The 13,188-nt window shown below is 40.6% G+C and carries 10 protein-coding genes and 3 pseudogenes; 8 read left to right on the forward strand and 5 right to left on the reverse strand.

Annotated features, from left to right (window positions below; all coding sequences use genetic code 11):
* Nucleotides 1–62 precede the first annotated feature (62 nt).
* The 8 genes and pseudogenes from D1136_RS03025 to D1136_RS03050 all read left to right on the forward strand — a co-directional run bounded on the left by D1136_RS03025 (nt 63) and on the right by D1136_RS03050 (nt 5,397).
* A complete protein-coding gene (locus tag D1136_RS03025; protein WP_161876142.1) occupies nt 63–389 on the forward strand; it encodes a helix-turn-helix domain-containing protein in 327 nt (108 codons plus the stop codon).
* On the forward strand, nt 373–1,533 hold the full coding sequence (locus tag D1136_RS03030) for a type II toxin-antitoxin system HipA family toxin (protein WP_161876143.1): 1,161 nt from the start codon (nt 373–375) through the stop codon (nt 1,531–1,533). Before D1136_RS03025 ends, D1136_RS03030 begins: the two co-directional genes overlap by 17 nt.
* A 264-nt stretch (nt 1,534–1,797) precedes the next feature.
* A pseudogene (locus tag D1136_RS10995) lies at nt 1,798–1,954 on the forward strand (restriction endonuclease subunit S); the annotation flags it as partial.
* A 23-nt stretch (nt 1,955–1,977) separates the two neighbouring features.
* A pseudogene (locus D1136_RS11000) lies at nt 1,978–2,352 on the forward strand (restriction endonuclease subunit S); the annotation flags it as partial.
* A 138-nt stretch (nt 2,353–2,490) separates the two neighbouring features.
* Nucleotides 2,491–2,562: pseudogene (locus D1136_RS11005) on the forward strand (restriction endonuclease subunit S); the annotation flags it as partial.
* A gap of 46 nt (nt 2,563–2,608) precedes the next feature.
* The gene (gene xerA, locus D1136_RS03040; protein ID WP_161876145.1) at nt 2,609–3,601 is read left to right on the forward strand and encodes a site-specific tyrosine recombinase/integron integrase; all 993 of its coding nucleotides are present in this window, start codon (nt 2,609–2,611) and stop codon (nt 3,599–3,601) included.
* Nucleotides 3,602–3,655: 54 nt separating this feature from the next.
* Complete coding sequence (locus tag D1136_RS03045; RefSeq protein ID WP_161876146.1) at nt 3,656–4,792, forward strand: YhcG family protein; 1,137 nt, start codon at nt 3,656–3,658, stop codon at nt 4,790–4,792.
* Nucleotides 4,789–5,397, forward strand: coding sequence for a restriction endonuclease subunit S (locus D1136_RS03050; RefSeq protein ID WP_161876147.1), 609 nt, complete (start codon nt 4,789–4,791; stop codon nt 5,395–5,397). The genes D1136_RS03045 and D1136_RS03050 overlap by 4 nt, the downstream gene beginning before the upstream one ends.
* Here D1136_RS03050 and D1136_RS03055 read toward each other — a convergent pair.
* From D1136_RS03055 to D1136_RS03080, 5 genes are all read right to left on the reverse strand, one after another.
* Entirely contained in the window at nt 5,321–6,601 is a 1,281-nt protein-coding gene (locus D1136_RS03055) for a restriction endonuclease subunit S (RefSeq protein WP_161876148.1), read from the reverse strand. The two genes, D1136_RS03050 and D1136_RS03055, sit on opposite strands and share 77 nt — an antisense overlap.
* Complete coding sequence (locus D1136_RS03060) at nt 6,602–7,015, reverse strand: hypothetical protein (protein WP_161876149.1); 414 nt, start codon at nt 7,013–7,015, stop codon at nt 6,602–6,604. It abuts the gene before it with no gap.
* Between the two features lie 3 nt (nt 7,016–7,018).
* Nucleotides 7,019–8,650 (reverse strand): class I SAM-dependent DNA methyltransferase, encoded by a 1,632-nt coding sequence (locus D1136_RS03065; RefSeq protein ID WP_202623044.1) that lies wholly within the window; start codon nt 8,648–8,650, stop codon nt 7,019–7,021.
* Nucleotides 8,651–8,652: 2 nt separating this feature from the next.
* On the reverse strand, nt 8,653–11,817 hold the full coding sequence (locus tag D1136_RS03070; protein WP_161876150.1) for a DEAD/DEAH box helicase family protein: 3,165 nt from the start codon (nt 11,815–11,817) through the stop codon (nt 8,653–8,655).
* A 978-nt stretch (nt 11,818–12,795) separates the two neighbouring features.
* Nucleotides 12,796–13,188, reverse strand: coding sequence for a hypothetical protein (locus D1136_RS03080; protein ID WP_161876152.1), 393 nt, complete (start codon nt 13,186–13,188; stop codon nt 12,796–12,798).

The raw sequence follows: 13,188 nt of genomic DNA on the forward strand, positions 1-13,188 counted from the left end.
ATCTTTGCAAGTAATACAATAATATTGATTACATCCATTATTTCAATATAAAAGACATTATAATGAATTTTATATATGATTTTACTCTAGATTCTGTCGAAGATTTGATGCAGATGCTTTCCCGGAATCTGCAAAAACGGAGGTTAGAAAAGAATATCTCCCGTGCCCTGCTTTCCCAATTAAGCGGAGTACCAGCATCTACGATTGCAAAATTTGAAAAGGTACATAAAATCTCACTGGAATCTTATGTTGCTCTCTGCAAAGCCTTGGGCTATTCGGATGAAATTAAAAATCTGCTTGCAGAATCGAAATATAGCACCATGCAGGAATTAGACAGAATTCACCGCAACCAAAACAGAAAGAGAGGGCGTAATGAAATTGACAGATAAACTGGCCGTATTTTACCACGACCAAAAAGTAGGCGAATTAAGAATGACGCCTGACAATACTCGGTGTGCCTTCCAATATGAAAAAGAATGGTTGACCGCAGGGTTTTCCATATCCCCTCTAGAACTACCCTTAAAACCGGATCTGTTTATTGCAAAGCCGGAACCTTTTTATGGAAATTTCGGAATTTTCGAAGACAGCCTGCCAGATGGATATGGCAGGTATTTACTCAACCGCTTACTCAAAAAAAGGAATATTGATGACAGTACAATGACTCCAGTTCAAAGGCTCAGTATTATCGGTAATTCCGGGATGGGAGCACTATGCTACATTCCTGAAACGTATATCGGAGAAAATAAATCCTTACCGGAACTGGATTCCTTGCAGAAACTGGCATTAGAAGTTTTGGGAGAGCAAGTAAACGAAGGGGAAGAAATACTTTACTTTAACAGCGGCAATTCCGGCGGTTGCCGTCCCAAATGCCTGTTCAAGGATGAACAAGGATCGTGGTTAGTGAAATTCCGTCACTTGTATGATCCTGAGGATATGGGACAAATGGAATACGAATATAACCTTGCTGCCCGGAAATGCGAAATACAAGTACCGGATTTCAAACTGCTGGAAGGTAAATATTTTGCCAGTAAACGATTCGACCTCTCCGGAAAAGAAAGATTGCATATTGCCACAGCAGGAGCCTTGCTGAACGAATCCATCCGACAACCGAAATTAGATTATAAAATCCTGCTGCATCTTACCGGCTATCTTACCCAAAATCCTGCTGATGTGGAAGAAATGTTCCGTCGTATGGTCTTCAACGTATTGACAGATAATAAAGATGACCATGCTAAAAATTTCAGCTTTATATGCAGAGCAGGCAAATGGTTACTCGCCCCGGCCTATGACCTGACACTGTGTAAAAGCGGTTATCATGGTGAACATGCTACTTCTGTAAACAACAACGGGAATCCGTCTATAAGTGACATGCTTATTGTCGGGGAAAGTATCAGGATTCCCAAGGAGAAAGGCATGAATATTATACATAGCGTGTATGAAAATTGTCAAAATATACTCGCCGAGGAATGGAAAAACAAAATAGAAATAAATATCCCCAGAAACCAGCAAGATTCCAAAAAAGACGAGGATTAAGAAAGATTGTAAAATAAACTGTATTAAAGGTAATTACTATTTTTACTACCTGATACAGTTTATTTTAGATTTTCAGTGGTTTGAAACAACTATTTGAGAAACAAACATTTAACGAAGTATTTGAGAAACAGCGGTAACGAGTTGGAAACCGTGCGATTTTCAGCGATTTGCGGTGCTATGCTGTCAAATAACTCTTTCTATGTGCAAAGGTAACATTATTTTTGGGAAACATACTTTTGTTGTAAACAAAACAATGTCTATCGTGCGCTAAATCATAATTTAGAGGCGATGGCGAAGCAACTCTACGATTACTGGTTTGTGCAGTTTGACTTTCCCAACAAAGATGGCAGGCCGTATAAATCAAGCGGTGGCAAAATGGTGTGGAACAAAAAGATTAAGAGAGAAATACCCGAAGGCTGGAAAGAAGTTACACTTAATGACTTTATAGATAAAAATAAAGGTGGAGATTGGGGATATGATACGCCAAAAGATGGAACAATCAAAGTAGGTTGTGTGCGTGGCGCAGATATTATTAAGCTAAATGATGTGCCCACAAGACATATTACATCGAAACACTCTGACCGACTTTTAGAAGATGGTGACATTGTGATTGAAATTTCTGGAGGAAGCCCAGTTCAAGCGACAGGTAGAGTCGCTTTGATAACAAACGGAGTTATAGAAAGAAATGGAGGAGCTTTAGTATGTTCTAATTTCTGTCAGTCATTCAATATGAAGAAACGAGAGTTTTCAGAGTACTTCTATTATCTATGGCAAAATCTCTATGATAATGATAACATGTTTAATTTTGAAGGTAAAACCTCTGGTATTAAGAATTTTCAAACAGATGTATTCTTGGCAAATTATTGGTTTGAAGTTCCAGAACCATTAATTGAAACATTTCATACTATTGTTGCGCAATACCACTTGATGATTGACCAGAATATAATCGAGAATAATAACTTGATTAAGCAGCGTGATAAGCTTTTGCCTCTGCTGATGAACGGTCAAGTGTCGGTAAATTATGATTTATGGATTTGTGAACATTGCTATATTACGGAAACAAATCCATTAGCAAATGAAAGAGCAATTTATCAAATCAGTGGAAGAATCCGTAGGCGGTTTCTTATCACAAGAGCAAATCGCGAAGTTGGGCGGTGTGCTTTTAGAGTGTATGCAGGAGTATGAACTTATCCGCAAGGAGACATCGGATGAAAAATGCAAAAGGGAAAATGGCGAGCTGCTTCAAGCGTTTTTAGCTGCTAAGAAAATCGAAGGGTGTTCTGAAAAAACGGTGCATTATTATCAGTCTTCGGTAGAAAAACTTTTTGTGAGCGTTGTTAAAAATGTTACCGATATGTCGACGAATGATATTCGTAATTATTTGGCAGAGAATCAACGATTGAGAAATTTGAGCAAAGTGACAATCGACAATTTACGGCGCATATTTTCAAGTTTCTTTGCATGGTTAGAAGATGAAGATTATATTCCCAAAAGTCCCGTGCGAAGAATACATAAAGTGAGGACAGACAGTCTTGTAAAAGAGGTTTTGACAGATGAAAATATTGAGATACTACGAGATAGCTGTATTGAGTTGCGTGATGTGGCAATAATAGACTTACTTTCATCCACCGGTATGCGTGTAGGTGAATTGGTAAAGATAAACAGAGAGGATATAGACTTCCAAGAGCGGCAATGCGTAGTATTTGGCAAAGGAAACAAAGAGCGTGAGGTGTACTTCAATGCTCGAACCAAAATCCATCTCAAAAAATACCTCAACAGCAGGAATGATGATAATCCTGCGCTCTTTGTCTCACTCAAATCTCCTCATAGACGGCTGACGATTAGTGGAGTTGAGGTACGCTTGCGAAAAATAGGGCGGATAGCGAACATTGCAAAAGTTCACCCGCATAAATTCAGACGGTCATTGGCTACAATGGCTATTGACAAAGGGATGCCGATAGAGCAGGTACAACGGTTGCTCGGTCATGTCAAGATTGATACCACATTGCGTTACGCCATGGTCAATCAGACCAATGTAAAAATAGCACATCGCAAATACTTGACTTAACTGAATAGAAAATCGGCTAACTTTCAGTACCTTTGCAGTCTAAACGCATGGACAATGGACAATAACATAATAGTACCGCAAAAGACTGAAAAACAGGATATACTTCCCGAAGATTACAATAATTGGAGGAAAGAAATTATCTCATTGATAGAGCAATCCAAAGTGAAAGCTATCCTTAGCGTCAATGCCGAAATGCTTGCTCTTTATTGGAGAATCGGTAGCGACATTCTGACTAAGCAAAAAGAGCAAGGTTGGGGAGCGAAAGTCATTGCGCAATTATCCAAAGATCTCTCGGAATGTTTTCCTAATGATAGAGGTTACTCTGAGCGTAACTTGCGTAATATGAAAAAGTTCGCAAGTGAATATCCCTCTTTCCCAATTTGGCAAGTGCCGCTTGCCAAATTAGAATTGTTACCAATTCGGAAAGCCGCACTTGCCGAATTGCCATGCGATGAGAACGGATTTGCGCAAGTGCCTCTTGCGCAAATATCGTGGTATCATCATATGTCGCTCATTACCAAAGTTCCGACAGATACCGAACGTGCATTTTATATCATGGAAACTGCCGCTAACGGTTGGAGTCGTGATGTAATGCTTTCGCAAGTGGCTAACGGTTATATCAAAGCCAAGGGTAATGCAATTACAAATTTCAAGCAGACATTACCTGCCTATCAATCGGATTTGGCTCAGTATGCGTTCAAAGACCCGTATAATTTCAGTTTCTTAGGTACGGTGGCTTTACAACGTGAGCTCGATATAGAAAAGAATCTTGCACAGCGGATTACCGATTTCCTGTTGGAAATGGGCAAAGGCTTTGCATTTATCGGAAGGCAGTACCATTTGACTGTGGACGGCGATGACTATTACATCGACATTCTGATGTATCACCTTCAACTTCATTGTTATGTAGTAGTGGAGCTGAAAGCCGTAGAATTTGTTCCTGAATTTGTCAGCAAGCTGAATTTCTACATTTCGGCTGTGGATGAATATGTAAAAGCACCCGAAGATAAACCGACTATCGGTTTATTGTTGTGCCGCTCAAAGAGCGATACCAAAGCACGTTTCGCTCTACGAGGTATCACACAACCGTTGGGCATTGCGCAATATGAGACTGAAAAACTCTTTGAAGATGTGGCATCCGCACTGCCGCAAATCGAAGATATTGAAAATCAGTTGGAGGATAAAGAATGAGATTGGCTGATATTATCGATGTATTCATTGCCGGAGATTGGGGCAATGAAAATCCGAGTGAAGAGACTCCTAATGCGGTGTATTGTGTCAGAGGCGCAGACATTGTTCCTATATCCATTGGTGAGTTTGGCGATATTCCCTTGCGGTATGTCAGTGACAAATCTTTTGAAGAAAAGACGTTGCGAGCTGGAGATATGATTATCGAAAAATCAGGCGGTAGTCCGACACAATCAACAGGGCGTATATCCTATGTTTCAGAGGCATTAATAACAGAAAAAGGGACAGTGGTATGCACCAATTTCTGTGTGGCTTTTAGAGTAAAGACCGGATGGAATCCTTACTTTGTATATCAATATTGGAACCACATCTACAACAACAATATATTCTTTAATTTCGAGGGTAAAACCTCGGGACTAAAAAACTTGCAGTTGGATAACGCATTAAAAGCCATTGAAATACCTGACTACACACTTGAACAGCAAAACCGCATTGCCGAAACACTACTCAAAATCGAGCAAAAAATGATTCTTAATCGTCAGCTAAATCATAATTTACCATTGCCTGACCATTCATTAAGAGAGGCAAGAGTTCGTCTCGCTGCTTAGTAAGAGCATTGATTTCATCAATGTTATTCTTTATATTATCAAATATGGCAACAACCTTATTATGAAATTCTTGTAAGATTTGCTTTGGCGGATAAACCACTTTTATCGAAGCAAATTCATCTTTACTCATATTGGCAAATACATTACCAGTTTTGGCTTTTGCATTCTCAAAATATAAATTCAAAGCAAAGTATACAAATTCTCTATTGTGTTCATTCTCAAAAACTATAGAATTAATCTGTTGGTTTGTTTGTGATAATTTTGCAATGAATCCCATAACCCCTATTGTACCAATGCAAGAAACTGAAAGCGATCCACTCGGTAGGTATTTTTTTGTTTGACTTTCTGCGCCTTTGGTGGAAAGGGTACGCTGCGAGTTGAATACGAATAAATTGCCTCTTATATCATCTATGGTTATAAAAGGAATATCTCCACCGAAATTATCTTCATCGGCACATGACGGAGTTTTGCCAGTTATGATATTATTTTCAACTTCTCCAATAGTCATGGCGCACCACTCTTTTGGAATTTCTCTTTTCAGCTTCTCATTCCAAACCATCTTACCGCCACTTGATTTATATGGCTTACCCTCTTCATTCGGAAAGTCAAATTGCACAAACCAGTAGTCGTAGAGTTGCTTTGCCATCGCCTCTAAATTATGATTTAGCGCACGATTAAGTTCTATTTTGAGGTCAATAGTGCGGAGTAACTTGCCTATGCGTTTTTGTTCCTCCAATTCGGGAATCCATACAGTACAATCTTTGATTTTATTAGGTGAAGTATGCCTAATTTTGGTTTGTTGAGCAGCAGCACTTAGCTGCTGTTTAACAAGATTTGAGGATACGAGATAAAAAGCGAAATCCTTGTCTAACAAATGTTTTTTGCAAACAATCTTTGCCACATCTTGGCTTTGAATATATCTACCACTTTCGGGAATGATAGCGGTAGAGCCGAGTAAACCAATGGCTTGTTCAGTCAAAGGGGTTATAATATCTCCCTCCTTCATTAAAAACTCCGGTTTGAAGTCGCCGATGTAATAAAGATTGTCTTTAGCCTTATTCTCTTTAAAGCAGTTATTTTGATAGTCAAAATTCCCGCAAGTCAAGCGCACATATTCACCCTCAGCCGCATAGAACTTGCCACTGAGACTCGCACCTCTTGTAACATCAAGTATTTCTCCCAATTTATATTTTTTCAATTCCATTTACCGCGTTGCTTTATGAATATAATCTTGAATCAAAGATAGATTGACCCCTATCTCTTTGCGCTTTGCTAAAAGTTGGTTCAGGTACTCCTTTCGGTTCAAATATTCTTCGTGCTCATGTATTTGTTCTATTAACGGTCCGCCAATAAATGGTGAATGAGCAGTTTCTACGGCAAATTTTGCTTCCTCTATTTGTGGCTCTAATTCTATAAGTTGCTGCTGGTATTTTCGCTGTGCTTCTACGATATCCATATTATTTGCTGCCACAAATACATCAAGCAGATGTCGAATAGCTTTAATTTGTTCCTGCGCATCTTTCGACGAACTGCGAGCAACATGTAGTGCAACGATTATAGCTATTACACTAATTATTGGGCTTAATAGAGTAGCCCATTGGGTCAAACTATCAAGCATGATTTATTGATTGAATTTCAATGTTTTTAATTGGGCTATTATCTCATTTTCAAGCCGATGGCTTTCAGTAAACTGTTCGGTGAGTGTTTTTTCGTAGTCTGCCATACGCCTGTTGAACTCCTCTTCTGTAATATCAACATATTCAATCTTAATGTCGAAATACTGTCCGGCAGAAAAGCTATACCCTTTTTCTGCCACTTCTTCGTAGGATGGAGTAACAGAGAATTGGTCTATCGCTCTCTCGTTTCGGAAAGTATCTACAATCTGTGTAATCTCATCGGGACGGAGATTCGTCTTTTGGTTCTTTCCTATTTTGATGGTTTCACCAAGTTTGCTTGCATCAATAAATACAGGCTTTTCGGTCTTGTTCTTATCGATGAAAACCACACTGACATTTGTGCCTGTATTTGCGAAGACATTACTCGGCATACTTACCACACCTTTCAGAATCTTATTATCCACAAGGTGTTTGCGGATTTTGAACGCAATGCCACTCTTGGCTGTAATGAATCCGGTAGGTACAACGATAGCTCCCTCACCCGTTTCTTTCAGGCTGTATAGCAAATGCTGAAAGAAGCAGAGGTATATTTCCATGCCCTTCTTATCCTTGTTGGGTATATTGGGAATGCCTGCAAAGAAACGCCCTCGGTAATGGTCGGCTTTGAGGTCGGAATGATACTCGGAGAAATCGAGCTTGAAAGGCGGATTACTAACGATATAGTCAAATTTACGCAATTCGTGTCCCTCTTTATGATAAGGGTGTTTCAGCGTATTGCCTTGTATAACGTGCGTAAGGGAATGGCTCATACTGTTCAATATAAGATTCAGCATCAACATGGTCGAGGACTTATCGCTGATATCCTGCGTGAACACCGTGCAGTTCTGCTCTCCAATTTGGTGGGCAAGGGCAATGACAAGCGTACCCGTTCCGGCTGACGGGTCATAGCAAGTTACACTTTTAACATCCTCGCTTTCATCGACGAGCAGTTGCGCCATAATGGATGCGATTGCATGGGGCGTATAGTATTCGGCATAGTTGCCACCGCCATTGGAATTGTAGTCCTTAATAAGGTATTCAAAGATGGTGGAGAAGAAATCATATCCGGCAGCAAAAGCCGCTTCAAAAGAAAAACTTGCCACATCTCCGATTAACGACTTGCAAAAGCCGTTTTTCTTGGCAGATCCTCCGGTCACTACCTCCGAGAGAGGTTTCATAATGGAAATACGGGTTTCATCCTCGTTGAGAATATAGAAAATTTCCTCGTTGGTATCGGCAATAGCCTCCAATGTCGCATCGAACAGGGTTGCAAAATTATCCTCATTCTGACGTTTGGCAAGATACGGTATCAGATGCTCTTTCTTCAATACGATAGTGTCGAGCATCATATCGCACATTTCCTCGTACTCCTCATCGGACAGTCGTTCCAATGCTTCATAAACGTCCTCTGCATTGGCAAGTTCGGGCAGTGTCCGTTTTGCCTCATAGATAAACTTATCATTGAGGAACTTATATAGGAATGTTTCTACGATAACCGTATATTCATTTCCGCTGTTGCCAAGACCGATATTGTTTGTCGTACTTTTCAGACGGTCGATAAGGTCTTTTGTCTGTTGCTTTATAGTTTCAATACTCATAATCAGTATATGGTTTGATATTCTTTGAAAATAATGTCGCTGACATATTTACGAGCCGGGCGTTCAGTGGAAATCTGCGCATCCTTAAAACGGCGGGTAACGTAAGTTAATATATTTTTCGTGAAGTAAGCCGGAGTTTCGACAATCGCTTCGTTGTGGAAGAATGCATCGTCCACATCTTCTTTTATAAGGAGCAAGACAGCCGTTATCTGCTCTTTCTTTTTTGTCCAAGCATAGGTACGAGGTTCGGTATGCTCCCGTTCCTCTCTGTCCGCTTGCTCAGTCAAACGTTTTTCGACACGCACGAACTTAGTGTCACCGTTATAGGCAATCGCCCGCAACGCATCACGCTCGTTCATTTGGCGAATACGTTTCAGTATGCCGTTAATGTTCTGAACGCGGTCGTGCATATTAAATTCTCCCTCCGATTCCATTTCTTTTTTCTTGAAAAGAGCAAGGAAGTCAGCGAGTATAGAACGATATTCCGGGTCGTCAGGGTCAACACAAGCATTCAATTGGTTACGTGTGTACGCCACCGATTGTTTGTATTGCTCTTGAAGTTCAAGTTCTTCTTCCCCTTTCTTATAGAACGAAAAGTGTATATTCTCCAAAGCTGCATTCAGCAGTTGTTTCACGTTTTCGCGATCATTTGAATTTTGCTCATACGCGAGGAGGTCAAGACGATTGCGTGCCGCTTTGATAAGATTTGATATTTCCGGTATATCGACAATATCTTTCGCTTCCGGGCTTTCCTGCGAGATTAGCATGTTCTGCACACTGCGCAGTGTTTCTAAACTTTTGTTGATGGTACGGACTGTGGCAAGGTCGTCCACCAAGTTAAGTTGGCGGGAAAAGATTTGAGGATTGGTCAAGTCATAGTCTGCCAAAGTAACTTTTGCATCTGCAACATTTGTCATCGCTTCCTCAATGGTAACAAACAGCCTATCCATTGAAGATGTATTTTCTTGACCAACCTCTTTTTCAAGTTCTTCTTGATAATCCTTGTTCGTCTTGCAGTATTCTTCCTCGATATTGGCAAAGTCTACTACATGCCCGAATTTCATAGCCTTATACGGACGATTGACACGTGTAAGCGTTTGCAATAGGTTGTGTTCCTTGACCATACGGTGCAGGTACAATTTCTTCAATCGTGGAGCATCAAAGCCGGTTTGCAGCATTTGGAAAACAATGAGCAGGTCAATTTTCCCGTCTTTGAATAAATCAATCCATTTGGAACGGGTGGATTTGTCAAAACTGTCATGCAAGATAAGCGCAGCGCGATAACGCCCTTTTTGCGGTGAAGTCTTCTTGACCTCCATTTCATTTGCCGAAATACTACAGTAAATTATTTGTCCGTCTTCACCCGTATAATTGTCAAGTTCAGAAGCATCTGCATAGTTTTCCAAAAATAGCCGATACATCATTATCGCCTGTTCTTTGCTGTTGCATACGGCAAGTGCCCCCAATGATAGGTCAGAGTACTTGCTTCGGAAATCCTGCAAATCATTGATTATATAGTCAAGTAAAGGATGTACATAGTTCTCGTGTGCATAAACATCGATTTCTTTAACAGTTTGCTTTTTTACCCTTATGCTGTTAAGGGCTTCTTTCATCGTTATCTTAAAGTTCGAACCGATGTCTTCGCGTATAAGTCGAAGCGTGTAACCGTCTGAAATAGATGCGTTATAATAGTATGTATGAATATAATCCCCGAAAATATCTTTGGTATTGTATCCTTCACCGATTATCGGAGTACCCGTCAATGCTATTTTTATAGCATTCTCATCGCTCGCAATCAAATTTTTCAAGAAACTGCCCTCAGGATTATAGTTTCGGTGTGCTTCATCAATAAAGTAAATGCGCTTCACCTTGACATTATACGCATTTTTGGCAAGTGCCCGACTGTCCTTGGAGAATTTGTGAATATTGACAACCGTTATTTCTAATTTACCCTCTTTGTTTTGGGTGGTCACACCATCCTTTATCAGCTTGGCAAAGTCTTCTTTACTTTGAACAGGGTTGACTTTCAGTCCCCTGCGAGTAAACTCTTTTTGAGCCTGTTCCAAAAGGTCGATGCGGTCTACAATAAAGAAAAACTGTGGAACAATGCCTTGCTGAGAATAATAATCGGTCAGATATTTGACATTGAAATACGCCAACGCAGTCTTTCCGCTACCTTGCGTATGCCAAATAATACCCTTGTGCTCCCCTTTATCAAGGTGGCGTTCAATCGCTTTTGTGGCGAACACTTGCGGATAGCGCATAACATGCTTTTGCAATCCGTTGGGGTGGTCTACATAAGCGATACCATAGCGCAAGAAAAAATAGAAACGTTCAAAACTGAACAAACTTTCGCAGAGACGCTTTGTTGGTGTTTCGGCTTTGCAATTCGTTTTATAGTCGCTATTGTTTTTGTATTGAGGCACATTATTGTCACGCAGCAATATTTCTTCGTCTTCAGGAGTAACGGGATGGTATCTTTTCTGAATAGGGAAACTGTTTTGTCCTTCCTCGCGAAAGCAATTATAGAGAGTATTCGTTTTACCGATGGTTGCATAATAAGCCCCTTGTTTCAATTGATCGTCATATTCCATATCGTTGCTGAATACCATTATCTGCGTGATATTCAAAAAACGGCAGAAATGAGGATTGGCAAACCTCGTCTTCATACGCTTACGTTCGGCATCAACTCCTTCGTGATTGTTCTCCTTTTTTACTTCGATAAAAGCCAAAGGCAAACCATTGATAAAGATGGTTATGTCCGGGCGAAAGTTGTCGCTTGACAAATCACCGCAAGTCATTTCGGTGGCTACTTGGAACGTGTTGTTACGAATGAAGTTCGTGGGAGAAGATAAATCAATTATTTTGTCCGTTGTGTCAAGTAATATTTCTTTATAAAACTGCCTGCCAAGATCATCATTGTTAAGCGACTTCTGAATGCGGTGAAGCATGGCGTCTGCATCATCCTGTGTAGATTGAGGATTCAAGCGCAAATAGGCTTCCGAAAACGGTTGGAGTAAGATGTTCGTGAGAGTATCGGATTCCGTTTTGGGTATTGTCACATATTTGGTGGACAATCCCCGTTGGGATATGTATTTATACCCCATCCCCATAAGATGCATAAGGGTGGGAAATTTCACTCTGCTATCTTCACAAAATGCGCCCATTGCTTATTTCGTATATTAAAGCAAAACACCTTCGCTATCTTTGCGAGGCTGACCAAAGCCTATCAGATAGTGAAGGTGTTTTTATATCTTGGTGTTAATATTTTATTTCAGGTCATTAACGCATTATTTAGCAAATGCAAAGTTAGCACTTTTTATTGATATCCATTACACTTTTGAGAATTAAGTTTATAAGAATCTTGCAGCACGATGTAAATACTGGGTTCTATATTTGGGTGTTAATGATTCGTTAATTTTAGCATGTTTATCTTTTCCATGGAAATTCAATCTCCCGACTTTGGAGGTGAGATTGTCCGCACGGACGGCAAGGCTTTTCGAACTGCTCAAATCTTTTTGAGCGGCTGGAAAGACATCTTGCTGTGTTCCTGCGGACACGCTTTCGGGAGTAACCCGAAAGGTTTTGAGTTACTCAAAACATACCTTGCCATGTTCGAGTGAACATATACGGAAATGGTGTTGTAACCCTCCTGTCTATAATCAATATTTTCACTATACCTACTGGATTAAAAGAATCAGCTATACTTACTTTGCCAAGTGTGCCAGACATTCCGAATTGCTGTTTTCGTTCCTGCACTTGCCAAACACTAACTCCCCTTATATTATTTCCCCTTTTCGGTCGGTGGGTGGCGGGGTGGTCGTTTCCGTTTTCAAAGGCTTTTCTTGCATGGGGCGGTCGGATACAAGGTTTTCCCGATAAATACGCTCGCAGCGAAGCGAGAGGAAGATTTGTCGGGAAACGGCATAGCCGCCTGACCTTGAAGCCGACTATTAGCCCCGTGCTTACTTTGCCTTTGTAAACGGGAATGATTGCTCCGCTTTTCCTACGGCAAGGAAATTATCCTTTGCTTTTTCCGCTTTTTGGCAGAAAGTTCTGTCGTATTGGTTTATTGATTTCAATACGTCACTCCGTCAGACATATCAACTTGTTGGCATGATGATATGCTTGCTTGTTGATATTCATCACGCTTTCCAACGGCTGTTGGAATTGCCGTCTGAAACAACCGACACGAATACCGTCGTTTTCTCTTTTCGCCCGTGTATAATCCTTTCCAACAATGCCTTGCGGACTTTTGTAGCTCCGAACGACTCGATACGGAATGCGAGGGCGGCTATCGTTTCGAGGTTGTAAACCTCCGCACTATATTTATCCGATATGCGGATAATGCGCTTTATGTCATATATACTCAAAACTCCGTTTTTGCAGAGAGCATTTATCCCTGCCCGAACCGTCGGAGCTGTAACCCCGAACAGTTCGCAGATTTCCCACTCGCTCATGGCGATTGCGTCTATATCGGTAGGCATGGTGATATTGCCATGCTCGTCTATCTTGATAAGATTTCTTTCTTTGTTCAT

Origin of the sequence: Odoribacter sp. Z80, from assembly GCF_009935865.1 — a bacterium.
GTDB lineage: Bacteria > Bacteroidota > Bacteroidia > Bacteroidales > Marinifilaceae > Odoribacter.